Here is a 24,807-nt window from a genome sequence, read left to right as displayed (position 1 = left end):
CAACCAACCAACGATCGAAGGTTGATTCGTCGGGTCAAACGATCAGCGCCCGCTGACTCGCACCAATGAACGTCCCTCCTGCCGTGGGTGTGCTTGGGGCCGCGTGATCTGCATCGCCATCCCTGCGTGGGCCTCCTCACCTCGACGGCATGGACCCGCCCGCTGCTCCTAGGCTGTCTCGGTGCCCGACCCCAGCCCGCAGCAGTCCGCCCTCCTCGACCAGCTCGCCACGCTCGTGGACCTGCCCGACGTGCGGGCCAAGGCCGAGGCGGCCCGCGAGGCCTGCACCCGGCTGCGGTTCCACGAGGCGCTGCGTCGCCGCATCCCGGAGGCGTCCGCCGAGTCGCGCGTCCGCGGCGCGCAGGCGAGTGCGGCCCTCGACGGAGCTGACTTCCCCGTCGCCGTCGTTCGCGAGCTGATGAGCGGCGCGCGCCCGTGGCCCGAGGACCTCGACCCGGGCCTGACGACCCTCAAGGGTGCCGTGGCGGCCACGGCGGAGAGCGAGCGCATCGTCACGCTCGTGCGCACCGCGCCGCTGCAGGCCCTCGCCCGCCTGCACGTCGCTGCGGCGTCGCCTCTCGGCCGCGGGCCGGCCATGGAGGGACCCGACCCGCTCGGGCGGCCGCGGATCGGCGACGAGGACTGCACCGAGTTCGTGGACCTCGGGCCGGCCCCCTCCGCCGACGTCGTCGCGGCCCGGCTGGCCCACCTCTCGGAGCTCATCGTCGCTGCATCATCCGCGACGAACCGGGTGCCCGCCCTCGTCGTCGCGGCCCTCGTCCACGCCGAGATCGCCTCGATCCGGCCCTTCGTCCACGGCAACGGCCTCGTGGCCCGAGCCATGGAGCGCGCCCTCGTCCAGGCTCTCGGGCTCGACCCCACCGGCGTGGCGGTGCCCGAAGCCGGTCACGTCGCGAACGGCGGCCCGGCCTACCTCGGCGCCCTCACGGCATACGGGCAGGGGACTGCAGCGGGTGTCGGGCTCTGGCTCGGGCAGGCCGGGGACGCCCTCGTCGCCGGGGTCGCCGAGGGCGAGCGGATCTGCGACGCGATCCGCGCGGGCCGCCTGTCCTGACCAGCTGGCGCCGCCCTCGTCGCGGGTCGAGTGTCCACGCCGGTGGACAGTTTCTGTGAGCAATCTGGGTGGCGGGACTGTCGCCACGCCGAGGTGTCGGAGTACAACAGAAGCAGGAACCAAACATCGCCGAGAGGCGTAGAGCCGGGTCCATGCACAACCTGAATGTTTCGAGAAGAGACCGCGTACCCACGCGAGATCAGTTCACTTGTGAACCGTCCACCCTCGGAGACACAACCGAGGCGACACTACGAAGATGCACGCTTGGTAGCACGGACTTCTCACTTGGAGGCTCCCCGACCACACGGCCGGGGAGCCTCCTCCTGCACCCGTCGATGGACGGCGTCGGGAGCACGCTCGACCACCCACGGCGACCGTCGCGAAGACGTCCGGGAGATGTGCGAAAGACCGCTCTGACATGGCGTGCTGGTTTGCATTACGTGTCAAAACGATCAACGATGGACGCGCGCTCCCCCCTGGGGTCGAGCGCCGCTGATCTGGCGCCTCCCCCCCGGTTCCAGGTCACGCGCAGGTGGCCCTCGTCTTCCCCCGGACGGGGGCCACCGCCTTTCCGGGCGCTGTCACCCGGCTGCCTCGTTCGTCGTCCACATCCCCTCGGCCCGTGGCGCGTTGTCCACCATCGTCCGTATGCCGCTGGGCCGCGTCGGCGCGAACCGCGAGGTTTGTGGCATGGGACACGTCATCGGATTCATGCCCGCGTCTGGTGGGGTCGGCGCCACCACGCTCGCCGCGGCGCTCGCGGTCCGGGCCGCCCAGGCCGACCGGAGGGCAGTCGCCGTCGACCTCGACAGCCTGAGGGGGCTTGGGGGTCGGCTCGACGTCGCGTGCGGCGTGGAGCAGGAGCCCGGCTGGCGATGGGACCGGCTGGTCGACGTCGACGGCATCGTCGACGGGCTCGGGCTCGCCCGCGAGCTCCCCGAGACCTTCGGCGTGCCCGTCCTGTCCGGCATCGGTCTGCCGGTCGAGCGATGGGCGACCGTCCTGCCCGACGTCGTGGCCGGGCTCGCGCGGGTCCACGACGTGACGGTCCTCGACGTGCCACGCGACGAGCGGGTCCTGTTGGCGGTCGCGGGCCGGCTCGACGCGCTCGTCGTGGTCGTGGGCACCCAGGTGTCCCAGCTCGCTGCCGCGGCCACGAACCTGCCCGGGGTGCGGGACGTCCTGGATGCGGCGCTCGCGGTGAGCGTGGCCCCGGCCCTGAGCCCCTCCGGGGTGAGCCCGGTCCCTGACGTGGACACGGAGCCCGGGGGACGAGCGGCACGTGACGCATGGAGGGCTGCTGCTCGGGCGACGACGCAGCACACCGGACGTGATCCCAGGGAGCGGCTCGGGCCCGGAGCGGACTACCGCAGGCCCGGCGTGGTGCAGAGGGTGCGGGCTGCCGGGCCGAGCGAGCTGGTCGGGCCGGTCGGGGTGCTCGGGCCGGTCGGGGTGCTCGGGCCGGTCGAGTCGCTGGAGCCGGGGGAGATGGTCGAGCCCGTCGAGCCCTGGGTCGTGCTGCGAGGTGTCAGAGCCGATGCCGACCTCGAGGACCTCGTCAGCGACCAGCTCGACGTCCCGGTGCTGGGGTTCGTGCGGGACGACCCGCGGGTGCCGTCCGACGTGGCCGAGGGCGTCGCCCCGGGCGTGCGGGGCCGTGGCCCGGTCGTCGATGTGGCCGACCGGTTGCTGTTGCGTCTCGTCGGTCAGCGGGTGGCGGCATGACCCTCACCCCGTCGATGTGGCAGCGCGTTCGTGAGGGCCGCGCGCCCGACCCCGGCCTCGTCGCGGACGTGGTGCACGAGGAGGTCGGCGCACTCGGTGCGGGCCGGGTGGCAGCGTCGCGGGAGGCGCTCGCCTCCCGTGTCCTCGGGGCCGGAGTGCTCGAGCCGTGGCTCGCCCGTCCCGGGGTCACCGACGTCGCCGTCAACGGTGACGGGCGGGTCTGGGTCGACCGCGGACACGGGATGGAGTGGGTCGGCGAGGTGATCGAGCCGGACGAGGCGCGCGCGCTGGCCGTCCGGCTCGCTGGCCTGGCCGGTCGCCGGCTCGACGAGGCGAGCCCCTGGGTCGACGGTCAGCTGCCGTCCGGTGCCCGTCTGCACGCGGTGCTGCCTCCGCTCGTCGCAGGGGGTCCACACATCACGATCCGCGTGCCGTCGTCGGAGCAGATTCATCTCCCGGGACTGCTCGATCGGTCGATGTTCCCGCGCGCGTGGCAGGACGTCCTCGAGCGGATCGTCCGGAGGAGGCTGTCGTTCGTCGTGTCCGGTGGCACCGGGGCAGGCAAGACGACCTTGCTGGCGGCGTTGCTCGGCGGCGTCGACCCCGCCGAACGGATCCTTGTGGTCGAGGACGTCCGTGAGCTCCACGTGGAGCACCCGCACGTCGTGCGGCTCGAGGCGCGCCCGGCCAACGTCGAGGGGGCCGGCGAGGTCACCCTCGAGACACTCGTCCGTCAGGCCTTGCGGATGCGTCCCGACCGGATCGTCGTCGGCGAGGTGCGCGGCGCCGAGGTGCGTGAGCTCCTCGCCGCGCTCAACACCGGCCACGAGGGCGGCTGCGGCACGGTCCACGCGAATGCGCCTGAGGATGTCATCGCCCGGTTCGAGGCCCTGGGCGCGCTTGCCGGGCTCGGGCCCGACGGGGTCCGGGCCCAGCTGGCCGCGGCCGTCGACCTCGTCATCCATGTGGCTCGCCGCGGAGGCACGGACCAGCCGGGCAGCGACCTCCCGCCGGGGGCGCCCCTGTCAGACGCATCGCGGGGCGGCAGGGCACTCGGTCGCGAACAGGGTTCGGGCGCGCGCTTCCCCGGCGACGCCTCGAGCGAGGCAGGCGACGGCGTTGGGACTGGCACTCGCCACGTGGCGGCGATCGCGGCAGTGTTCCGGCGCGAGACCGGGCTGAGCATCGTGCCGGCCTTGGCGTGGGACGGCCCTGGCCATGCCTGGACCCGCGAAGCCGCGTGGCCGGCGCTCGCTGCGCGTCTCGACCTCCCCGTCGACTACACCGGATCCGCGGGAGCTCCAGCCCTTGCGCGCACTCTTGACTGTCGGAGCGCCCTCGGCGTCGAGGGTGGTCCTCGGCCGGCGATCGTTCCGGACCGTGCAGGTGCCCCGACGTGGGCGGAGCTCTCATGAGGCCGGCCGTCGTCGCCCTGCTCCTGGTCGTGGCCGTTTTGGTGTGGCCCGTTCACGATCGCATCGGGAGAGCGGTCACCGTTCTCGGGGCGGCCCGTCTCAACCCGGAGTCGCTGCCGGGCGACGGGCCGGTGAGCTCTGGTTCGCGAGGAGCCCTGGGGACCGGCAGCCTCTCCCCACGAAGCATCTGGCACCAGGACCCTGTCGAGGTCTATCGCCGATGGCGGATGCGGCAGAAGCCCGACGACGTGATCGCAGCCGCTCTGGCCCTTCTTGACGCGACAGCACCGGCACTGGTCGCCGGCCTTCCGCAGCTCACCGCGATCAGCCTCGCCGTCGCAGCCCTCGACGCCGTCGATGCCCCCGAGAGTGGTGATGGGGTCGGTGTGATCGATGCCCGCGAGACCGTTGAGACCCTCGAGACCGTTGCGGGCCGCGAGACCGTGGGGGCCCGAGAGACCGTAGCGGCCCGCGATGTCGTGGGGCCCCTGGATGCCGTCCGGACCGGTGGTCAGGGCAGGCAAGCCGTGGACCGGGTGGATCGCGAGCTGGCACTTCTCGGTCCGGATCGCCGTCCCGGGGTGGCACCGGCTCCGAGCGGGACGGTGCGGGCCGGGTCACTCGGCGGCACGGCCGTGCGGGTGCGAGACCGGGTCCGCGCGCCGCAGACGACGCGGCGGCTCGGGGCGGAGCTGGCCGAGGCGGCGCGCCAGGGCAGTTCGGTGGCGGCCGTGTGGGCGGACTACGCCGACCGCACCGGCTCGAGGGAGCTCACGTTCGTGGCCGCGGCCTGGCGCCTGTCCGAGGACACCGGGGTCCCGCTGGCTGTCGCGGTGGAGCGAGCGGCTGCCGGGCTGCGTGAGGCACGGACCAGGCAGCGGAAGGTGGCCGTCGCGGTCGCCGGCCCGAAGGCGACGGTGGCGGTTCTGACGGTACTGCCGCTCACCGGCCCCCTTTTCGGCCTGGCCTGCGGTGTCGGGCCGGCGGAGCTCTACGGCGGCCGCCCCGTCGCGACCGCGAGCGCGACATGCGGCGTCCTGCTCATGGTCGTCGGGCGGCTCTGGTGCCGGCGCATGATTCGCAGGGCGGTGACCCCGTGAACGCCGCCACCATGACCGCGATCCTGGTTTCGGCTGCCGTGATCGTCCAGCCGCGATCGGATGACGGAGGGCGCAAGCAGGCGGCGTCCCTCCGACCGCCTGGGCGTGACCGCGGCGGTGCGGAGCAGGCGGGCGCGGGTCGTGGCGACCGGCACGGAGTGGGGCGGCTGGGAATGGACCAGGTGGCGACGGCGCTCGTCCTGCTCGCCCTCGGGTACCGCTCGGGTCTGCCCACCTGGCAGGTGCTGACCACGGTGGCCGAGCGCTCACCCGAGCGGGTTGCCCGTGATCTCCGCCAGGTCGCCGCGGCCCTCCAGTGGGGCGCGCCGGAAGGAGAGGCCTGGGGCTCGGTCGACCGCGCCTGGGCGCCTGCGGCGCGGGCTGTCGCGATCGCGCACCACGCCGGAGTGCCTCCCGGACCCCTCCTGCTCACCGCCGCCGACGACCTGCGCCGGTCCGAGCTCGAACGCCTCGAGGTCGTCGCCGCGAAGATCGGTGTCCGCCTCGTTGCGCCACTCGGTCTCGTCCTGCTTCCGGCGTTCTGCCTGACCACCGTGGTGCCGCTCGTGGTCGCGCTCGGCGGCCAGCTGCTCGGCGCAGGTTGAAGGGCACGGGTCGAAGGGCACGGGTCGAAGGGCACGGGTCGAAGGGCGCGGGCCGAAGGGCGCGGGTCGAAGGGCGGCGGCGGGGAACGCCCTCTCGGGGTCACTCACGTGGACACCGGATCTCCAACCTCCCACCGGTACCTCCGGCGGGATGAACTGCAAGAGAAGGGAACTCAGATGAATCGACTCCTCACAGCAATGAGCCGACGCCCTCGGGGCGACGCCGGCATGACAACGGCCGAGTATGCCGTCGGGATCATGGCGGCCTGCACCTTCGCTCTCGTGCTCCTCGGGGTGGTCAAGTCCGACGCCGTTCGCGGCGCGCTCGAGGGCATCGTGCAGAGTGCGCTCGGGATCGCCGGGTGACGCAGACCGTGCCACCACCGACCCGGAACAGACGGACGGAATGCAGGCGCAAACCAGGCCCTTGGAGGTGGCCCGGGCCGCGGGGCGGAAGGAAACGTTCTCGGAGAGCTGACGCCCCGCGGAGGGAGCCTGGCGGGTGCGGCCCGGGCCGAACGTGGGAGCCCGCACGTGGCCGCGCAGTCCCGGAGGCGGGGCGGCGTGACGGCGGGATGGTGACGGCCGAGCTCGCCGTCGCCCTCCCGGCCGTCACGCTCGTCCTCGTCGTCTGCGCCGCCGGACTCATGGCCGGGGTGGACCAGATCCGCTGTGTCGATGCCGCTCGGCTGGCGGGCCGGGCGGCGGCACGCGGAGACCCGGTCGAGGAGGCTCGCCGGTTGGCACTGACCGCGGCCCCGGCCGGAGCGGAGATCGACCTCGTGACAGCTGGGGACGAGGTCCATGTCGTCGTGCGGGCCCGCTCCGGAGAGTGGGGCATCGTGCCCGGGTGGACGGTCTCGGCGTCGGCGATCACCCCCGTCGAGATCCCGAGCCCGCCATGACGACGGTGTCGCCCGGGCACCCAGGCCGCCTTCGCGCCCGGTGGACGGGCCGCCCGAGTGTGCCGGATCCGGGCGGGCGGTGCCGTCAGGGCCACGATGGCGCGGCTCTGCCATCCCTCGGCGCGCCCGGTGGACCTCGCGGTCCGAAGTCCTGGCCGGGGCGTGCCGCGCCGCAGCGATCTCGGGACCGAGGGTCCGGGTCGGTGCTCGCGATCGGCGCGGTCGCGCTCCTGGTCGTGCTCACGGCGGCCGGGCTGTCCGTCGCGGCCGCCGTCGAGGCCAGCCACCGGGCGCGGCTCGCTGCGGACCTCGCGGCCCTTGCCGGCGCCGAGGCAGTGCGCCCTTGGCTGACGGGCTCCGGCCCTCGCACCGGCGGTTGCGCCCGCGCCGACTCGGTCGCTCGGGCCAACGGAGCGGTTCTCAGGCGATGCACGGTTCACGGGACCGACATCGAGGTCGTGGTCGCCGTCCGGGTCCGCGGTGGCGCCGGTCAAGCGGTGGCCCGTGCGGCCGCAGGCCCCGCGACCCCTGGGCGAGCGAGGTGATGCGACGAGGCCTCAGGGGGTTTCTGGGCCGGACTCGACTGCGTGGCCGGGGCGAGAGGGTGATGCCCCGCCCCGGCCGGCACGAGCGGGCCCGCCGATCCCATGACGGGAAAGCTGGTGCGAGCCCACCTGCTCCCTCAGGGCCGGTCAGGGCCGGTCAGGTCCGGAGCCTGCGTCGGCTCAGCGGTTGCGCCAGGCGTCGGGGGCGGCGACGAGCCGGCGCACGCGGTCAGGCAGGTTCCCGGTGCGCAGGTCTTCGATCGAGGTGTCGTCGAGCACCTCGCGGAGGCTCGCCCGGACCGCCACCCACAGGCTCGGCAGGTGCGAGGCGACCCCGTGGTACTCGGTCTCGTGGGGGCGCAGTCCCCTCACCTCCGCGAGGGGCCCGTCGACGGCCCGGAAGACGTCGCCGACGCTGATCTCGGTCCGAGCCCGGCTGAGCACGTAGCCGCCCCGGGCGCCGCGCCTGCTGACGACCAGGTCGGCTCGGCGCAGATCGGCGAAGATGGCCTCCAGGAACTTCCGCGGGAGATCCTGCTCGCTCGCGAGCGTGTCGATGCTGATCGGGCCGGCACCGCGAGCATCCGCGTCAGCAAGGATCAGCATCGCCCTGACGGCATAGTCGACGCGCGCGGAGATGTCCACGGATGAAGTCTGCCGCACTGCGCACGCGAGGAGCCGGAGCCCCGAGAACCGTCACCTCGAGAACCCGCACCTCGGGCCGGGCACCTGGAGGTCGTCCGGCCGGCGTCATGAGGTCCGGGGCGGCGAGGTGTCGTCCCCTCACCGCCCCGGCGCCCGGGCGTCCGAGCCGACCCCTGACGGGGCGTCGTCGCGGACCCGGGCTCGCGGCATACGTTATGCCGCCCACCCGGCGCAGTGTGACCCGGGCCACGCGGTGGGACCGGACGAGTCGCGCGGTGCCGAACGCGCGGGGGCACCGGCGCGTCCGGTTCCCATTCGGGCAGGAACGCCGTGTTCGGCGCTCAGATCGCGAGGGCCGGGTCGATCTCGATGACGCTCGACCGGTGCGCCGCCCGCGCGAAGACCGTCTCGCCCGTGTGGAGCTCGAGATCGAACGCGTCCCGCCGCGTGATCTGGGCGGCGAAGCGCTCGCCGGAGTCGGCGCGCAGCTCCACCCGGACCTCGAAGCCGAGGCGCACGACCCGTTCGACGACGGCCTCGATGACACCGGGCGACCCCGGCACCTTGGCGTCCTCGGCGAGTGCGACGGCGCGGTCCCGCGTCAGGACGATGTCGTGCGGGCGCACGAGCTGGTCGCCGAGCGTCGCGACCGACCCGAGGAACCCCATGACGAAGTCGTTGGCCGGCCGGTCGTAGAGCGTCACCGGATCCCCGACCTGCTCGATCCGACCCCGGTTGAGCACGGCGATCCGGTCGGAGACGTCGAGCGCCTCCTCCTGGTCGTGCGTGACGAGGACCGTCGTCACGTGGACCTCGTCGTGGAGGCGGCGCAGCCACGTGCGCAGGTCGGCGCGGACCTTGGCGTCGAGGGCACCGAACGGCTCGTCGAGAAGGAGCACCTCGGGGTCGACGGCGAGCGCCCGGGCGAGGGCCATGCGCTGTCGCTGGCCGCCGGAGAGCTGGGCGGGGTAGCGGTGCTGGAACCCCTCGAGCCCGACGATCTCGAGGAGGTCGTCGACCTTGCGGGCGATCTCGGCCTTGGGCCGCTTGCGGATCGAGAGGCCGAAGGCGACGTTGTCGCGGACCGTCATGTGCTTGAAGGCTGCGTAGTGCTGGAAGACGAAGCCGATCCCGCGGCGCTGGGGCGGCTCCTTCGTCACGTCGCGGCCGGCGATGGTGACCACCCCCGAGTCGAGCCCCTCGAGTCCGGCGATCGAACGGAGCAGCGTCGACTTGCCCGATCCGCTCGGGCCGAGGAGCGCGGTGAGGGAGCCGCGGGGGATCTCGACGGACACGTCGTCGAGCGCGGTGAACGTCCCGTACTGCTTCCTCGCGTTGGACACGGTGATCATCGGTCGCTCCTCTTGCGGTCGAGCACGGTCATGAGCAGGAGCACGAGGAGTGCGATGCCCATGAGGAGGGTGGCGGCGGCATACGCGCCGTAGGTGTTGTGGTCGTCGATGTAGCGCGCGTGGACGAGGAGGGTCAGCGTCTGCGAGACGCCGGGGAAGCCCGACGACACCATGATCACGGCGCCGAACTCGCCGAGCGCGCGGGCGACGGTGAGGACGACGCCGTAGGTGAGGCCCCACCGGATGGCCGGCAGGGTGATCCGCCAGAACGTCTGCCAGCGGCTCGCACCGAGCGTCGAGGCGGCCTGTTCCTGGTCCTCGCCGATCTCGTGGAGGACCGGCTCCACCTCGCGGACGACGAAGGGCAGCGTCACGAAGATCGTCGCGATGACCATGCCGGGCAGGCCGAAGATGACCCGGAAGCCGGTCCCCTCGATCGCCCCGAACCAGCCACCCGCCCCCCAGAGCATGATGAGCGCGACGCCGACGACGACGGGGGAGACGGCGAAGGGCAGGTCGACGACCGCCTGGAGGACCCCGCGGCCGGGGAACCGCCACCGCACGAGCGCGATCGCCGTGAAGACGCCGAAGACGACGTTGATCGGGACGACGATCCCGACGATGAGGAGCGACAGGTTGAGGGCGGAGATCGCGGCGGGCGTGCTGATCGAGGCGTAGAACGTCGCGAGCCCCGGCTCGAACGTCCGGTAGAGGATGACGCCGATGGGCAGCCCGATGAGGACGAGGAGGTAGCCGAGGGCGATCGTTCGCAGGCCGATGCGGGTCGTGGCGGAGGTATTCATGGGGCGCGCTCCTCTCGTCGCTGGCTCCGGCTCGCGACGACGCGCAGGAGCAGGAGCGTCGCGAAGGCGATGGCGAGCAGCGCGACGGAGACGGCGGCGGCCGCCTGCGGGCTGTCGATCTCGATCTGCTGCTGGATGTACTGCGAGGCGACCTGCGTCTCTCGCGGGATGTTGCCGCCGATGAGCACGACCGAGCCGTACTCGCCGATGGCGCGCGCGAAGGCAAGGCCCGTCCCGCTGAGGATGGCCGGAGCCAGCGTCGGCAGGATGATCCGCCGGAAGGTCGTCAGGTTCGAGGCGCCGAGCGAGGCCGCCGCCTCCTCGACCTCGCGGTCGGCCTCGATGAGCACGGGCTGGACCGACCGGACGACGAAGGGGAGCGTCACGAAGGCGAGCGCGACGATGAGGCCCCAGCGGGTCGCGTTGAGGTGCACCCCGATGGGGCTGTTCGGGCCGTAGAGCGAGAGCAGGACGATGCTCGCCACGATCGTCGGCAGGGCGAACGGGAGGTCGATGATCGCGTTGACGAACCGCTGCCCCGGGAACGAGTCACGCACGAGGACCCAGGCGATGACCGTGCCCATGACGGCGTTGAGGAGCGCGACCCCGGCAGAGACCACGACGGTCACCCACAGCGCGGCGAGCGCCGCAGGGGCGGTGACGGCCTCCCAGAAGCCGGCCCAGCCGTCGCCGAACGCCGCGACCGTCAGCGCCGCGAGCGGGAGCAGCACGATGACACTGAGCCAGAGCGTCACGACACCAACGCCGAGCGACCGTATGCCGCCGAGCCGGCTCGTCGACGCGCTCGAGCCGTCGCGGTGGTCGGGTCGGTCGCTGCCGACCGGGTCCGGTCCGGCGGCGGTGGTTTCGGCGCCGTCCGAGCCGCCGGTACGCGGGTGCAGGAGCGCCGCGGCGGCGGCGCTCCTGCCCAGGTCCGTGTGGATGGTCACTTGGTGGCCTTGTCATAGATGACGGCGATGGCGCCGACGTCCTTCTTGAAGAGGCTGCTGTCGACGGTCTTCCAGCCGCCGAGGTCGTCGATGGTCCAGAGCTTCGCCGGGACGGGGAAGCGTGCGGCGAACTCCTTGGCGACGGCCACGTCGACGGGGCGGAAGCCTGCTTCGGCGATGAGCTTCTGCGCCTCGGGCGTGTAGAGGTAGTCGTTGAACGCCTTGGCCTTGGCGACGTTGGGGCTGCCCTTGAGGACCGCGGCCGGGTTCTCGATCTTGAAGGTCTCCGAGGGGGTGACGTGCTCGACCGGGTCTCCCTTCTTCTCGATGAAGAGAGCCTCGTTCTCGTAGCTGAGGAGCGCGTCGCCGCTGCCCTGGAGGAAGGCCTCGGTGGCCTCGCGACCGGACTTCGGCTGGATCTTGACGTGCTCGATGACGAGCTTGCTGATGTAGTCGAGCCCGGCCTGCTTGTTCGCGCCGCCCCCGCTCTTCACGGCATACGGCGCGAGGAGGTTCCACTTCGCCGAGCCGGAGGAGAACGGGTTGGGCGTTACGACCTCGACGCCGGGCTTGAGCAGGTCGTCCCACGTCTTGATGCCCTTGGGGTTGCCCTTGCGCACCACGATTGTCACCACCGAGCCGAAGGGGATCCCCTTGTGGGCGTTGGCGTTCCAGCTCGCGTCGACGAGGCCGGCGTCGACGAGGCGCGTCACGTCAGGCTCGACCGAGAAGTTGACGAAGTCGGCAGGAGCGCCGGCGGCCACCTTGCGGCTCTGGTCGCCCGAGGCGCCGTAACTCTGCTGGAACTGGACCCCTGCGCCTGCCGGCGTCTTCTGGAAGGCCGGGATGAGGACGTCGAAGGCGACCTTCGGGACGGCATACGCATAGAGGTTGACGGTGCTCGTCTGGACTCCGGCGGCGGCGTTGGTCGCGCCGGGCTGGTCGACGACGTCGCTCGAGCCGCCCGCGCACGCCGACAGGCCCAGGGCGGCGCTGAGGGTTGCGGCGGCGATGGCGAGGCGGGGGCTCATTCGGGCTCCTGAGGTTCTGGCGCGGCTGCGCTCGGGTGCGGAGAGTGGGTCTCTCCTATCGGATGAGTAGGATCTTTCGATAGTCTGGCGTTACTGGTCAAATAACGTGAGATTATTTCTCACAGTGTGGAAGCCCGATTCGTCCCCCTCGCCGGCCGGAGCTTCTTCGCCGGGGCGCACCTGCTGTGGTCGCTCCGGGGGTGCGGGCCGCAGCTTCTTCGCCGGGGCGGACCTGCTGTGGTCGCTACGGGGGTGCGGGCCGGAGCTTCTTCGCCGGGGCGGACCTGCTGTGGTCGCTCTGGGGAGTCAGGCCGCGGCGCGGCGAGGGCTCAGGCGCCGGCGTGTCGCAGGGTGAGGTCGAGAAGGGCGAGGGCGCCACGCTTGTCCAGCGGCTCGTTGCCGTTGCCGCACTTCGGCGACTGGATGCACGAGGGACACCCGCTCGGGCACTCGCAGGACTCGATCGCGTCGCGGGTCGCCCCGAGCCAGGTCCGGATCTGCCGGAAGCCACGCTCGGCGAAGCCCGCGCCGCCCGGATGGCCGTCGTAGATGAGGATCGTCGGCAGGCCGGTGTCGGGGTGCAGAGCCGTCGAGACCCCTCCGATGTCCCAACGGTCAGCCGTCGCGAAGAGCGGCAGCATTCCGATCGCAGCGTGCTCGGCGGCGTGCGCAGCGCCGGGGATGGCGGCCTCGTCGACGCCGACAGCCTCGAGGACCTCGACGGGGAGCGTCCACCACACCGCCTTGGTGGCGAGCGAGCGCGGCGGCAGGTCGAGCGGGTGCTCTCCGAGGACCTCGCCACCCGGCAGGCGGCGGAGGAACGACACGACCTGGTTGCGGACGGTCACGTGGCCGAAGGAGCAGCGCAACGGCCCCCAGTCCTCGTGCTCGAGCTCGTGGACGATCTCGAACTCGCTCGTCGATCGGGCCTGTGTCGTCCAGCCCGGATCGCCGCGCACGGCGAACGCCGCGTGGTCGTCGAGGTCGAGCTCGGTGATGACCCACGACTGTCCTTGGTGGAGGTGGACCGCCCCGGTGTGGACCTGCGCGTGTGCTGACGCGTCGTCGACCGTCCCGATGACCCGACCGGTCCGCGTCTCGACGATGCGGACCGGCTCCCCGGCGCCACGGAGCGAGAGATGGTCTGCGGGCCGGTCGTCGCGGCCCCAGAACCAGCCTCGGGGCCGCTTCTTGAGGATGCCGCGGGCGACGAGCGCATCGAGGAGCGGGAGGGTCTGCGGGCCGAAGACCTCGACGTCGGCCTCGGTCATCGGCAGCTCGGCGGCCGCCGCGGCGAGGTGCGGCGCGAGGACGTAGGGGTTGTCCGGGTCGACGACCGTCGCCTCGACCCCTCGGCCGAAGACCGTCTCCGGGTGGTGCACGACGTAGGTGTCGAGCGGGTCGTCGGCCGCGACGAGGACCGCGAGCGACCGCCCACCGGAGCGGCCCGCCCGTCCGGCCTGCTGCCACAGCGACGCCCGGGTCCCCGGCCAGCCGGCGAGCAGGACGGCGTCGAGGCCGCTCACGTCGACTCCGAGCTCGAGGGCGTTCGTCGCGGCGAGCCCGAGGATGTCGCGCCCCCGCAGGCCGCGCTCGAGCTCCCGCCGCTCCTCGGGCAGGTAGCCGCCCCGGTATGCCGCGATCCGCCCCTCGTCGCTCACCGACACCCGCTCGCGGGCGATCGTGGCGACGACCTCGACCGCCGCACGCGAGCGGGCGAACGCGACCGTCTGGACGTCCTCGCGCACGCAGCCGGCAAGCAGGCTTCCCACCTCGGTCAGGGTGCTGACCCGCTTCGATGCCCCCTGCTCGTCCGTCGACAGCGGCGGCTCCCAGAGGGCGAACGTCATCGCCCCGCGAGGCGAGCCGTCGAGGGTGACCGCGCTGACCGGCATACCGAGCAGGCGGGAGGCGTGCTCCTCGGGCTCCGCGACGGTGGCCGAGGCGAAGACGAAGGTCGGCGTGGCGCGGTAGCGCGCCGCGACGCGCCGCAGCCGGCGCAGGACGGCGGCCTGGTGCGACCCGAAGACCCCCTTGTAGACGTGGCACTCGTCGATGACGACGTAGCGCAGGGCCCGGAGAAACGAGGCCCAGCGGTCGTGCCCCGGCAGGAGCGAGTGGTGGAGCAGGTCCGGGTTGGTCAGGACGAGGTTCGCGTGGTCGCGGATCCAGCGCCGCTCGTCGCTCGGCGTGTCGCCGTCATATGTCGCGGGCCGTACGCCGGGCAGCGCGAGCCCGGTGACCCGGGCGAGCTGGTCGGCCGCCAGCGCCTTCGTCGGCGAGACGTAGAGGGCGGTGGTGCCGCGGCCGTTCGGGGCGGCGGCTCCCTCGATGAGGTCGGAGAGCACGGGCAGGAGGTAGCCGAGGCTCTTGCCCGAGGCCGTCCCCGTCGCGACGACGACATGCCGCCCCAGGCGTGCCGCCTCGGCGACCTCGACCTGGTGGCTCCACGGCGCGGCGATACCCGAGCCGACGAGGGCGCCCAGCAGGGTCGGGTCCACCCACTCAGGCCACTCCGCGAGCCGGGCGGTCCGGGCGGGGACCTCGTGGACGTGGAGGAGACGACCCGGCTCGTCGCCGGCGAGGCGCCCGAGCAGGCCCGCCGGATCGAGCCCCGTCGTGGGAACGCTCTCAGGGCGCACGCCGCCGCGCTCCGGCCGGGACTTTCCGGGCCGGTGCTCAGTCGTCGAGGCGGGCCGTTTCATGTGGAGCAACCGTATGTCGTCGGGGTACGGTAGCGAGCGAGCGGGGCATGTTACTCCGCGGTCAGGCGGGCTGGCGGTGTCACGAAGGACCCATTCGCCGGCGTGACCCAGCCACAACAGGGAAGGGGAACCGGTGGATCTCTCGATCACGCGAGTCGACCACGGCGATAGGACCGTGGTCCACCTCGGCGGCGAGATCGACGTCTACACCGCACCGCTGGTGCGCGAGAAGCTCGACGAACAGATCCAGGCAGGCCGGACCGACCTCGTCGTCGACCTGACCAACGTCACCTTCCTCGACTCGACCGGGCTCGGTGTCCTGGTCGGCCGCCTCAAGCTCGCCCGCACTCGCGGGGGTGCGCTTCGCCTCGTCGGGACCGAGGAGCGTGTCCTCAAGGTCTTCTCGATCACCGGCCTGGACAAGGTCTTCGAGATCCACCCCGACGTCGAGTCCGCCCTCGCCGCTGCCGAGGCCGAGGCCTCGCGGCCGCCCACGGTCACGCCGGGCGACCGCAGGCCGTGACCGACGCGCCCGTCGTCGACCCGGTCCTGCTCGCCCGCCTCCGCGACGACCTCGAGGCGGCCCGCTTCACGGTCGACGGCGTGGCCGAGCGCCTCGGGCCGGTCGCCTCGGCGGCCCTCCACCGCGAGCAGTCCCTGCCGGCCCGGCTCGTGACCGACGGCGCCGCCGACGCGTGCGCGACATTGGTCCGACTCCTGACGCTCGGCGAGCCGGTCCCGTCGGCCTCGGTGGCGGCTGCCCTGCCGACGCTGGGCCTCGAGGGGGCGCGCGCCCTCGGCCTGATCGCCCCGGCCCCCGCCGCCGGTGATCCCTCGGGCTCGCTCCGCGCGACGTGCGACCTGCGCCCATATGCCGACGACGCGCACGACTGGTGGGTCGCCTCCGACCTCTCCGAGATCGCGACCCGGGCGCCCCTGCGTCCCGACCACGTCCTCGGCATCGGTGGCGCCTCGACGACGCTCGCGTCGTGGACGGTCCGGCGGCCCGTCGACCGGGCGCTCGACCTCGGCACCGGCTGCGGCGTTCAAGCGCTCCACCTGGCGGGCCACTCCCGGACGATCGTCGCCACCGACATCTCGCGACGGGCGCTCGCGTATGCCGCCCTCAACGCCGCGCTCGCCGGCATCGACCTCGACCTGCGCCTCGGCGACATGCTCACCCCCGTGGCAGGCGAGCGGTTCGGGCTCGTCGTCAGCAACCCGCCCTTCGTCATCACGCCCCGGACCGACGACCTGCCGCTCTACGAGTACCGGGACGGGGGCCGGGCCGGAGACGCGGTCGTCCGGTCGCTCGTCCGCGAGGTCGGAAGCGTCCTCGAGCTGGGTGGGATCGCCCAGTTCCTCGGCAACTGGGAGATCCCCGCCGGTCGAACCTGGCGGGATGTCTGGGCGGACTGGCTGGGCGATCCGGCCGAGGACGGCGTCGCCCTCGACGCGTGGGTCATCCAGCGTGAGCAGCAGGACCCCGCCGAGTATGCCGAGCTGTGGTCGCGCGACGGGGGCACCGTCCCCGGCAGCCCGGCCCACGACCGGATGTATGCCGCCTGGCTGCGTGACTTCGCCGCCCGCGGTGTCGAGTCGGTCGGGTTCGGGGTCGTGACCCTCCAGCGGCCGCTCACCGACCGTGCGCCCTGGCACGACCTCGTCGAGTGGTCCGGACCAGTGGCGCCCGCCATGGGACCGACGATCGATGCCGGCCTCCGCGCGCGCACGTGGCTCGCGGAGCACTCCGACGACGACCTGCTCGACATCGCCTGGTCGTGCGCGCCCGACGTGACCGAGGAGCGTCACGGCCCACCCGGAGCCGGGGACCCGAGCGTGATCGTCATCCGTCAGGGCGGGGGCCTCGGCCGGGTGGTCCGCGCCGGTACGGTGCTCGCCGCCTACCTCGGCGTCGCCGACGGCGAGCTGACGGCGGGCGCGGCGCTCGACGCCATCGCCACCGTGCTCGACGTCGACGCGGACGCGGTTCGGGCCGAGGTCGTGCCGGCCGTGCGCGAGCTCGTCGCCGACGGCCTCCTCGTCTGAGCACCCTCTCCCTTCCGCTCTCCCTGCGGCTCCCTGCCGCTGTCCCTGCCGCTGTCCCTGCCGCTCTCCCTGCCGATCGAACGCGGCGTTCGGTGTCGAACTCAGCGGTACACCGCTGAGTTCGACACCGAACACCGCGTTCAGCCGGGATGTTGGAGTCGGTCCGGGAGGGCCGGGGCCGGGGCCGGGGCCGGGGGAGGGCCGGGGTCGCGGGAGGGCCGGGGTCGCGGGAGGGTCGGGGGAGGGCCGGGTCGGTCCGGGAGGGCCGGGGCCGGGGAGGGCCCGCGGCAGCGCGAGTGAGCGTCGCGCCGAGGGACCCAGCGGCATACGGCATCTGACGTGCACGGTTGTGAGTGAGCCCTCACTCATTCATGCTGGTAGGCGTGGCAGCACGGTCCGGGCGCGCGGCGCCCATGACTCCCGACGACCGACGTGACGCGCTCGCAGCCGTCTACCTCGAGCTCGCGCGCAAGCACGGCCGGGTGCCAACGACGAGCGAGATCGCCCGCGCGGCCGGCGTGGCCGAGGGCACGATCTACCGCGCATACCCGACGAAGGAGGCCCTCGCGAGCGATGCCGTGCGGGCGGCGTTCTGCCCCGCGCCGGTCCGGATCGAGTTCATGAAGATCGACCCCGACCAGCCCCTGCGCGACCGGCTCGTCGACTACACCCGCATCCTCCAGCAGCGCTTCACGAGCCTGTTCGTCCTCATGGGTGCACTGGGGCTGACCCAGCCGCCGGCTGACGGCGACCACACCGAGTGCATCGCCTCCGGTCGGCATCGGCGCTCGGACCCGCCGTCCGTCGCGTGTGTGCCCGTCCACGAACAGGCGGTCGAGCCGCTGCGGCGCCTTCTCGTGCCCGACACCGACGAGATCACGATCCCCGTCGGCGACCTCTTCCAGCGGCTGCGGCTGCTCACCTTCTCGGCCAGCCACCCCGGCATCACCGACGGGCGCCTGCTCACCGCCGAGGAGATCGTCGACACGATCCTCGACGGGGTACGCCGGCGCCGGGAGACGGGCACGGAGCCGAGCCGACGGCCCGACCGCCTCGAACCCGACCGCCTCGAACCCGACCGCCTCGAACCCGACCGCCTCGAACCCGACCGCCTCGAACCCGACCGCGTCGAACAAACCGTTTGACCCTCACCCCACGTGAGTCCCTACCGTCAGCTCGTCCGATATCTGTCGAAAGGCCACCGATGCTCATCCGCCTGCTCCGCAGCCATCTGCGGCCGTACCAAGGCGAGATCGTGGTGATCGTCCTGCTTCAGCTCGTCGCCACGATCGCCTCGCTCTACCTGCCGACCCTGAACGGCCAGATCATCGACGAGGGCGTCGCCGTCGGTGACACGGGCTTCATCCTGAGGCACGGCGCGCTCATGCTCGGTGTCAGCATCATCCAGATCGCGGCCGCCGTCGGAGCCACCTACTTCGCCGCGCGCGTCGCGATGGGCATGGGCCGTGACCTTCGCGCCAACATCTTCCAGAACGTCGTCGACTTCTCCGCCCAGGAGGTGACGCGGTTCGGGGCGCCGACGCTCATCTCCCGCAACACCAACGACGTGACCCAGGTCCAGATGGTCACCTTCATGGGCTTCGCGATGCTCGTCTCCACCCCGATCATGATGGTCGGCGGCGTCTTCATGGCCCTGCGCGAGGACGTCGGCCTCGCCTGGCTCGTCGCGGTCGCCGTGCCGCTCCTCGGCCTGTGCGTCGGCCTCGTCATCTGGCGGATGGTCCCGCAGTTCGGACGGATGCAGAAGTCGCTCGACAACGTCAACCGGGTCCTGCGCGAGCAGATCACCGGGATCCGGGTCGTGCGGGCCTTCGTCCGCGAGGACCTCGAGGAGAGGCGCTTCGCCGGGGCCAACGCCGACCTGACCGACGCCGGCCTGCGGGTCGGGCGTCTCATGGCCCTCGTCTTCCCGATCGTCATGGTCATCTTCAACCTGTCGTCGGTCGCCGTGCTGTGGTTCGGCGCCTTCCGGATCGACTCGGGCGAGATGGAGGTGGGCTCGCTCACCGCGTTCCTCGCCTACCTGCTCCAGATCCTCATGGGCGTCATGATGGCGACCTTCATGGCCACGATGATCCCGCGTGCCGCAGTGTCCGCCGGACGTATCGAGGAGGTCCTCGACACCTCGTCGACCGTCGTCGAGTCGGTCCAGCCCATCCCGCTCCACGACCACGGAGCGGGCGTCGAGTTCATCGACGTCGACTTCCACTACCCCGGTGCCGAGCGGTCGGTCCTCCAGGACGTCACGTTCCAGGCCCGCCCGGGCCGGATGACGGCGATCATCGGCTCGACCGGTTCGGGCAAGACGACGCTCCTCGGGCTCATCCCACGGCTCTTCGACGTCTCGAGCGGCAAGGTCCGCGTCGGCGGGGTCGACGTGCGCGACCTCGAGCTCGACGAGCTGTGGGGGACGATCGGCCTCGTGCCGCAGAAGCCGTACCTCTTCACCGGAACGGTGGCGACGAACCTGCGCTACGGAAACCCCGACGCCACGGACGAGGAGCTCTGGGACGCTCTGCGGATCGCCCAGGCCGAGGACTTCGTCCGTGAGATGGACGGCGGGCTCGACGGCCACATCGCGCAGGGCGGCACGAACGTCTCCGGCGGCCAGCGCCAGCGGCTCGCCATCGCCCGTGCGATCGTCAAGCGCCCGGCCATCTACCTCTTCGACGACTCCTTCTCGGCCCTCGACCTGTCGACGGACGCCCGGCTCCGGCGGGCGCTGCGACCGGTGACGGCCAACAGCACGGTGCTCGTCGTGGCCCAACGCGTGTCGACGATCGTCGACGCCGACCACATCATCGTGCTCGACGACGGCCACATCGTCGGCCAGGGCACCCATGACCAGCTCCTCGACTCCTGTGAGACCTACCGGGAGATCGTCGAGTCCCAGCGCAGTGCGGAGGAGGCGGCCTGATGGCCGAGGGAGTCAAGACCGCGGAGGAGAAGGCGGCCGAGGCGCGGCGGGGCCCGGTGCGTCGAGGCGGTCCGCCGCACATGCAGATCGGCCAGCCCGGGGAGAAGTCGCTCAACTTCGGCCCGTCGGCCAAGCGACTGCTCGGGCGCCTCCGGCCGCACCGCGCGCGCGTGATCCTCGTCGTGGCCCTGTCCGTCGTGAGCGTCATCCTCACCTCGGTCGGGCCGAAGATCCTCGGCCGGGCGACCGACATCATCTTCGCCGGCTTCATCGGCTCGAAGATCCCTGCCGGGGTCACGAAGGAGCAGGCGATCGCGGCCCTCCGCGCCCAGGGCAAGAGCACTCAGGCCGACCTGTTGTCGAACATCGACTTCATCCCTGGGCAGGGCATCGACTTCGAGGCGCTGCGCAGCGTGCTCCTCCTCGTCGTGGCGCTCTTCGTCGTCGCGTCGTTGCTCATGTGGATGCAGGGCTGGATCCTCCAGGGAGTCCTCCAGAAGACGATGTACGCCCTGCGCGAGGAGGTCGAGGCCAAGCTCAACCGCCTCCCGCTGCCGTACTTCGACAAGCAGCCCCGTGGCGAGATCCTGAGCCGCGTCACCAACGACATCGACAACGTGGGCATGTCGCTCCAGCAGACGCTCTCGCAGCTGCTCAACGCCCTGCTCACCGTCGTCGCCGTGATGGTGATGATGTTCTGGATCTCCTGGACGCTCGCCCTCATCGCGCTCGTGACGATCCCGGTCTCGATCGTGGTGACGAGCGCCATCGCGAAGCGCTCGCAGAAGCTGTTCATCCAGCAGTGGCGCAACACCGGTGAGCTCAACGGCATCATCGAGGAGACCTTCACCGGGCACGGCCTCGTCAAGGTCTACGGCCGCCAGAAGGAGACCGAGGCGAACTTCCGGGTGAAGAACGACGAGCTCTTCGGGGCGTCGTTCGGGGCGCAGTTCATCAGCGGCATCATCATGCCGACGATGATGTTCATCGGGAACCTCAACTACGTCGTCATTGCCGTCGTCGGTGGTCTCCGCGTCGCGTCCGGCTCGATGAGCCTCGGTGACGTGCAGGCGTTCATTCAGTACTCCCGCCAGTTCACGCAGCCGCTGACGCAGGTCGCGTCGATGGCCAACGTGCTCCAGTCGGGCGTCGCCTCGGCCGAGCGTGTCTTCGAGGTCCTCGACGCCGACGAGCAGGAGGCCGAGACCACCTCCGCCGTGGTCATCGACGACCCGCACGGCAAGGTCGCCTTCGAGCACGTGTCGTTCTCGTACGTCCCGGACCAGCCGCTCATCGAGGACCTCAACCTCACGGTGCGGCCGGGTCAGACCGTCGCGATCGTCGGGCCGACCGGTGCCGGCAAGACGACGCTCGTCAACCTCATCATGCGGTTCTACGAGCTCGACGCCGGTCGGATCACCCTGGACGGCGTGGACATCCGCGACCTGTCACGGCACGGCCTGCGGTCGCATATCGGCATGGTGCTGCAGGACACGTGGCTCTTCGGGGGCACGATCCGCGACAACATCGCCTACGGTCGCCCCGGCGCGACGGACGAGGAGGTCATCGAGGCCGCGAGGGCGACCTACGTCGACCGCTTCGTCCACTCGTTGCCCGACGGCTACGACACCGTCCTGGACGACGAGGCGTCGAACATCTCCGCCGGCGAGAAGCAGCTGCTCACGATCGCGAGGGCCTTCCTGTCCGACCCGGCCCTGCTCATCCTCGACGAGGCGACGAGCTCGGTCGATACCCGCACCGAGCTGCTCGTGCAGCACGCCATGGCAGCGCTGCGCTCCGACCGGACGAGCTTCGTCATCGCGCACCGCCTCTCGACGATCCGCGACGCCGACCTCATCCTCGTCATGGAGAACGGCCGCATCGTCGAGCAGGGCACGCACGCCGAGCTGCTCGCGGCCCAGGGCGCCTACGCGACGCTGTATGCCGCTCAGTTCGCGGGTGCTGCGGCCGACCTCGACGACGCGGCCGGGCTCGCAGGCCCGCCGAGCGGCATACCGGCGATGGCGGGCGCGGGTGCACCCGGCGGTGGCGGTGGCGCAGCTCCGGCGGGGACGCCGAGCGCCCCGGCCCCCGACGCGGCTCTTCCGGACGACGGCCAGACCCGGTAAGGGTCGACCGGCCGGACCGAACCCCGGTCCTGGTGCATTCGCCACCAGGACCGGGGTTCGTTCCGGTCCCTCGGCCCACCTCAGACGGTGAGCGACCACGCGGCGACGTGCGCAGCCAGCACGTTCGCCGCGGTTTCTGCCGTCTGTCCCTCGCCGGGCTTGCATGTCGTGAGGATCCTCTCGGCCATTTCCGTGGCCAGCGGTGCCAGCTGAGGGCCCAGGGCACCCACCGCGAATGTGGTCGCGATCCCTCGCTGAAGAAGCTGGTCGACTATCTCGACCTCCCACCCGCTCAGAGGCGCCTCGGTCGGGTCGGCACCAGCGTCCCCGGCTGCCTGGCCGCTGAGCAGCTGGATCATCTCCAAGGCCAGCTCTTCGAGGTCCACGACGCGGTAGTCGGTCAGGCTCGTGTGAAGCGATGCAAGCTCCACGATCTGGCGGCGGACCGTCGGACTTGCGGTGGCTGTGCCCAAGGCCAGCTCGGAAGGCTGGGCTCGGCTGATGAGCGACACCTGTCCGAACCCGGACGCCTTGAGGTCGCTCGCGTACGGCTTGACCGGCGACAGCTCGAAGAAGTCGGTGCGCGGATCGGCGAGGAACTCGTTCTGGTATGCCGTCCGTTCGCGGAACCGTGCGAGCTGAGGATCGTTCGGCATCCAGGTCTTGAGCGTGCTGAGAGTGCCCGCACTTCGGAGGAGCGAAACCGCCTTGGCATCGTCGTCCGCGAAGGAACGCCGCTGTGCTCCCGGCCACGGTATGTCGTTGCGGGAGGCGAAGCCGCACGCGAGGTTGTACATGCCATACGGGCCGCCCGGCTCAGGACTCACGTCGCTGAGCCCGGTGAGGTATCGAGCCCCCTCGACGTCGGCGGAGAACTGGGCACAGAAGTGCCTGAGCTCTGGGGAGCTGCTGCCGGCGGCCGAGGCGTGGTCCATCAGCCTGAGCGCATTCTTCGCCAGGGCCATGTCGAGGCAGAGCGGCCGTGGCAGTGCACCCGATGTCACGTCGAGCTTCGCGGACGGTGACGCGTAGACCGCATTGAGGGCGATGCTGGCTCGCGTGTACCGCACCCGCAGCCGCAACGCGGCCTTCGCATCGTTGTCGATCGGGCCCAGCCTGCGCTCGAACGTCCTCAGCCAGTCACGGTACGCAACGAGCGTGTCGTAGTCCTGAGACCGGCGATCCAGAGCATGCCGGAAGGCCAACAATGCGGCCAGGTTGCCTGGGTCCTCGTCCACGGCGAGGGCGAGGACCTCCTGCTTGCGCTCTTCGGGAACCGCTCCGGATGCGGCGATGTACTGCAGGCCGATGCTCCGCCAGCTGCTGGCACCGGCGAGACCGATCCGGATGCTCGGATGGTGTTCGGCCATGGTCGTGAGGATGTGGGCCGCGGCGAACTGAAGAGCCGCCTGCGCCTGGTCAGCCGCGGTCTTGTCGGTCTCTGCCTTGCCGTCGTCAACGGCACCGGTCTGCTGCCCGGAAGACTCGGTCCAGATACCCTGCGGAAGCAGCCTGACCGGGTCGATCACCGCGGAGTCCTCCGAGCGCCCATTGCGACGGACCAGGATCGCGAGTGAGCCATCTTGGTCCTGGATCGTCGCCACCCAAGGCGTGAATCCGGCGAGCGCCGTGATGAACGACTTCAGGACCCTGAGTGCGGCGTTCTCCGGCATGGTCGCGAAGGCACCGTCGAGGGCGGTGACGTCGCTGCCTCCGGGGACCTCGAGTCCTTTCGGCTTCTCGCCGCCGAGCTCGTTGAGGTAGGCGACCACCGCACCGGCACGCGTCGCCCGCTCGGTGCCGCTGGAAGCATTGAACTTGACCTCGAGACGGATCCGGGTGGCCAGCCACCACGCGGTCAGCACCACCCCCAGCGCCGCGACGACAACCCCGAGGATGATGACTCCCCACGCGTCCATCCAGGGAGGGAATGTGTCGCCTCCTGAGAGCCGCGCCAACAAGGCCACGGCGCCCACAGCGAAGAGGCCGATGCCGGCAGCGGTGAGTGAGATGGGCGTGGGCCAAGACCGCTCGTCCTGCTCGCTTCGGCCCGACGCCCCTTCTCCTCGTCGATAGGCAAGCTCGCCGAGCAGGTAGGCACCGACCCCAGCGGCAACGACGAGCGCAAGCAGGACGAGCGCCGTTCCCGACGACAGCGGCGCGGTGACTACGTCGGAGGCTCCCACGGATACCAAGGCGGCTCCAATCACCAGGCTCGCGGCTCCGGCGATGACGATCCAGTGGCGCCACACCTGCTCGGATCGGTCGTCGGCCTCTTGCCACGCTGGCACCAGGAGCACGAGAAGTCGTGCGGCGACCAGAAGGGCCGCCAGGATCGCGAGGAACGGCAGGAACAATGAGGCGAGCGGCGAGAGCTGCTCCTCGTAGAACGTGTTCCACTGGTCGAGAAGCTTCTGCAGCTGGGACTTGCCTTGTGCCGCGAGGTCGGCCTGCTGTGCTGCCTCGGCGGTGGCCGCCCGTTTCGCGGACGCAGCAACTGTCTTGGCGAGCTCGTTGTTCGCGTCAAGGGTCAGAGCCGAGGCTGCCCATGTTGATGCGTCAGCCCAGCGCTTGACCGCCAGCTCCGCTCGGGCCTTCTCGGCGAGGTTCGCCGCGAGCGTCGTCTGGTCGCGGGCAGAGGCCAGCTCGGCGGCGCACTCTCCGATCAGCGAGGCCGCTCTGATCTTGCCCTCCGCCTGCTGTGGCTTGCCCTGCTGGATCAGCAGGGCAGCCACCGCGCACTCGGGGTTAGGACTGGCCGCTTGGGCGGTGCCGCCGGCCGTGAGCAGCAGGAGCAGAGCAGCCAACGCAGCCTGGGCCACCCAGCTGACGCGA

Annotated in this window: 20 protein-coding genes and 1 pseudogene; 13 read left to right on the top strand and 8 right to left on the bottom strand. The window is 71.6% G+C overall.

The features are described from left to right. Positions 1–181 precede the first annotated feature (181 nt). The 8 genes from N865_RS00785 to N865_RS23675 all read left to right on the top strand — a co-directional run bounded on the left by N865_RS00785 (position 182) and on the right by N865_RS23675 (position 7,370). On the top strand, positions 182–1,075 hold the full coding sequence (locus N865_RS00785) for a Fic family protein (protein ID WP_034800424.1): 894 nt from the start codon (positions 182–184) through the stop codon (positions 1,073–1,075). A 690-nt stretch (positions 1,076–1,765) separates the two neighbouring features. After that, the gene (locus N865_RS21440; protein WP_051509747.1) at positions 1,766–2,800 is read left to right on the top strand and encodes a hypothetical protein; all 1,035 of its coding nucleotides are present in this window, start codon (positions 1,766–1,768) and stop codon (positions 2,798–2,800) included. After that, positions 2,797–4,215, top strand: coding sequence for a TadA family conjugal transfer-associated ATPase (locus tag N865_RS00775; protein WP_084327820.1), 1,419 nt, complete (start codon positions 2,797–2,799; stop codon positions 4,213–4,215). Before N865_RS21440 ends, N865_RS00775 begins: the two co-directional genes overlap by 4 nt. Then, positions 4,212–5,315: a type II secretion system F family protein gene (locus tag N865_RS21435; protein ID WP_051509746.1), complete on the top strand. Its 1,104-nt coding sequence runs from the start codon at positions 4,212–4,214 to the stop codon at positions 5,313–5,315. The genes N865_RS00775 and N865_RS21435 overlap by 4 nt, the downstream gene beginning before the upstream one ends. A 173-nt stretch (positions 5,316–5,488) precedes the next feature. Continuing rightward, complete coding sequence (locus N865_RS22935; protein WP_051509745.1) at positions 5,489–5,920, top strand: type II secretion system F family protein; 432 nt, start codon at positions 5,489–5,491, stop codon at positions 5,918–5,920. A 177-nt stretch (positions 5,921–6,097) separates the two neighbouring features. After that, positions 6,098–6,286: a DUF4244 domain-containing protein gene (locus tag N865_RS00760; protein WP_034800421.1), complete on the top strand. Its 189-nt coding sequence runs from the start codon at positions 6,098–6,100 to the stop codon at positions 6,284–6,286. 209 nt (positions 6,287–6,495) lie between these two features. Continuing rightward, positions 6,496–6,825, top strand: coding sequence for a TadE family type IV pilus minor pilin (locus tag N865_RS00755; RefSeq protein WP_034800419.1), 330 nt, complete (start codon positions 6,496–6,498; stop codon positions 6,823–6,825). After that, positions 6,822–7,370, top strand: coding sequence for an Rv3654c family TadE-like protein (locus tag N865_RS23675; RefSeq protein WP_084327818.1), 549 nt, complete (start codon positions 6,822–6,824; stop codon positions 7,368–7,370). The genes N865_RS00755 and N865_RS23675 overlap by 4 nt, the downstream gene beginning before the upstream one ends. A 180-nt stretch (positions 7,371–7,550) precedes the next feature. Here N865_RS23675 and N865_RS00745 read toward each other — a convergent pair whose 3' ends face one another. The 7 genes and pseudogenes from N865_RS00745 to N865_RS00720 all read right to left on the bottom strand — a co-directional run bounded on the left by N865_RS00745 (position 7,551) and on the right by N865_RS00720 (position 14,856). Then, entirely contained in the window at positions 7,551–8,015 is a 465-nt protein-coding gene (locus N865_RS00745) for an RrF2 family transcriptional regulator (protein ID WP_034800417.1), read from the bottom strand. A gap of 341 nt (positions 8,016–8,356) precedes the next feature. After that, positions 8,357–8,683, bottom strand: coding sequence for a TOBE-like domain-containing protein (locus N865_RS23865; protein ID WP_407636733.1), 327 nt, complete (start codon positions 8,681–8,683; stop codon positions 8,357–8,359). 30 nt (positions 8,684–8,713) lie between these two features. Beyond that, positions 8,714–9,367, bottom strand: a pseudogene (locus N865_RS23860) (sulfate/molybdate ABC transporter ATP-binding protein); the annotation flags it as partial. Continuing rightward, a complete protein-coding gene (gene cysW, locus N865_RS00735) occupies positions 9,364–10,170 on the bottom strand; it encodes a sulfate ABC transporter permease subunit CysW (RefSeq protein ID WP_034800413.1) in 807 nt (268 codons plus the stop codon). The pseudogene N865_RS23860 and the gene cysW, both read right to left, overlap by 4 nt. Next, positions 10,167–11,120, bottom strand: coding sequence for a sulfate ABC transporter permease subunit CysT (cysT, locus tag N865_RS00730; RefSeq protein WP_245603616.1), 954 nt, complete (start codon positions 11,118–11,120; stop codon positions 10,167–10,169). The genes cysW and cysT overlap by 4 nt, the downstream gene beginning before the upstream one ends. After that, positions 11,117–12,151: a sulfate ABC transporter substrate-binding protein gene (locus N865_RS00725; RefSeq protein WP_034800411.1), complete on the bottom strand. Its 1,035-nt coding sequence runs from the start codon at positions 12,149–12,151 to the stop codon at positions 11,117–11,119. Before N865_RS00725 ends, cysT begins: the two co-directional genes overlap by 4 nt. A 329-nt stretch (positions 12,152–12,480) precedes the next feature. Next, a complete protein-coding gene (locus N865_RS00720; protein ID WP_084327817.1) occupies positions 12,481–14,856 on the bottom strand; it encodes a DEAD/DEAH box helicase in 2,376 nt (791 codons plus the stop codon). Between the two features lie 133 nt (positions 14,857–14,989). Here N865_RS00720 and N865_RS00710 point away from each other — a divergent pair, with 133 nt between their 5' ends. The 5 genes from N865_RS00710 (at position 14,990) to N865_RS00690 (ending at position 21,972) form a co-directional block, all read left to right on the top strand. Continuing rightward, entirely contained in the window at positions 14,990–15,379 is a 390-nt protein-coding gene (locus N865_RS00710) for an STAS domain-containing protein (protein WP_034800407.1), read from the top strand. Then, the gene (locus N865_RS00705) at positions 15,376–16,905 is read left to right on the top strand and encodes a DUF7059 domain-containing protein (RefSeq protein ID WP_034800405.1); all 1,530 of its coding nucleotides are present in this window, start codon (positions 15,376–15,378) and stop codon (positions 16,903–16,905) included. Before N865_RS00710 ends, N865_RS00705 begins: the two co-directional genes overlap by 4 nt. Positions 16,906–17,288: 383 nt before the next feature. Beyond that, on the top strand, positions 17,289–18,050 hold the full coding sequence (locus tag N865_RS00700) for a TetR/AcrR family transcriptional regulator (protein ID WP_084327816.1): 762 nt from the start codon (positions 17,289–17,291) through the stop codon (positions 18,048–18,050). A 59-nt stretch (positions 18,051–18,109) separates the two neighbouring features. Further along, positions 18,110–19,843 (top strand): ABC transporter ATP-binding protein, encoded by a 1,734-nt coding sequence (locus tag N865_RS00695; protein WP_034800403.1) that lies wholly within the window; start codon positions 18,110–18,112, stop codon positions 19,841–19,843. After that, positions 19,843–21,972: an ABC transporter ATP-binding protein gene (locus tag N865_RS00690; protein ID WP_034800400.1), complete on the top strand. Its 2,130-nt coding sequence runs from the start codon at positions 19,843–19,845 to the stop codon at positions 21,970–21,972. Before N865_RS00695 ends, N865_RS00690 begins: the two co-directional genes overlap by 1 nt. An 80-nt stretch (positions 21,973–22,052) precedes the next feature. On the opposite strand, the gene N865_RS00685 is transcribed toward N865_RS00690, so the two are convergent. Then, on the bottom strand, positions 22,053–24,794 hold the full coding sequence (locus N865_RS00685) for a hypothetical protein (protein ID WP_034800397.1): 2,742 nt from the start codon (positions 24,792–24,794) through the stop codon (positions 22,053–22,055). Positions 24,795–24,807: the final 13 nt, after the last annotated feature.

This window comes from Intrasporangium oryzae NRRL B-24470, from assembly GCF_000576595.1.
GTDB lineage: Bacteria > Actinomycetota > Actinomycetes > Actinomycetales > Dermatophilaceae > Intrasporangium_C > Intrasporangium_C oryzae.
Note: the sequence above shows the minus strand (reverse complement) of the source record. Positions and strands in the feature narration are given on the sequence as shown.

Excerpts from the sequence above, each read along its gene's own strand:
- N865_RS00755 (WP_034800419.1), top strand. The coding sequence starts at position 6,496 with ATGGTGACGGCCGAGCTCGCCGTCGCCCTCCCGGCCGTCACGCTCGTC.
- N865_RS00775 (WP_084327820.1), top strand. The coding sequence starts at position 2,797 with ATGACCCTCACCCCGTCGATGTGGCAGCGCGTTCGTGAGGGCCGCGCG.
- N865_RS22935 (WP_051509745.1), top strand. The coding sequence starts at position 5,489 with ATGGACCAGGTGGCGACGGCGCTCGTCCTGCTCGCCCTCGGGTACCGC.
- N865_RS21440 (WP_051509747.1), top strand. The coding sequence starts at position 1,766 with ATGGGACACGTCATCGGATTCATGCCCGCGTCTGGTGGGGTCGGCGCC.
- N865_RS00725 (WP_034800411.1), bottom strand. The coding sequence starts at position 12,151 with ATGAGCCCCCGCCTCGCCATCGCCGCCGCAACCCTCAGCGCCGCCCTG.
- N865_RS00690 (WP_034800400.1), top strand. The coding sequence starts at position 19,843 with ATGGCCGAGGGAGTCAAGACCGCGGAGGAGAAGGCGGCCGAGGCGCGG.
- N865_RS00720 (WP_084327817.1), bottom strand. The coding sequence starts at position 14,856 with ATGAAACGGCCCGCCTCGACGACTGAGCACCGGCCCGGAAAGTCCCGG.
- N865_RS00760 (WP_034800421.1), top strand. The coding sequence starts at position 6,098 with ATGAATCGACTCCTCACAGCAATGAGCCGACGCCCTCGGGGCGACGCC.
- N865_RS00695 (WP_034800403.1), top strand. The coding sequence starts at position 18,110 with ATGCTCATCCGCCTGCTCCGCAGCCATCTGCGGCCGTACCAAGGCGAG.
- N865_RS21435 (WP_051509746.1), top strand. The coding sequence starts at position 4,212 with ATGAGGCCGGCCGTCGTCGCCCTGCTCCTGGTCGTGGCCGTTTTGGTG.
- cysW (WP_034800413.1), bottom strand. The coding sequence starts at position 10,170 with ATGAATACCTCCGCCACGACCCGCATCGGCCTGCGAACGATCGCCCTC.
- N865_RS23865 (WP_407636733.1), bottom strand. The coding sequence starts at position 8,683 with ATGGGGTTCCTCGGGTCGGTCGCGACGCTCGGCGACCAGCTCGTGCGC.
- N865_RS23675 (WP_084327818.1), top strand. The coding sequence starts at position 6,822 with ATGACGACGGTGTCGCCCGGGCACCCAGGCCGCCTTCGCGCCCGGTGG.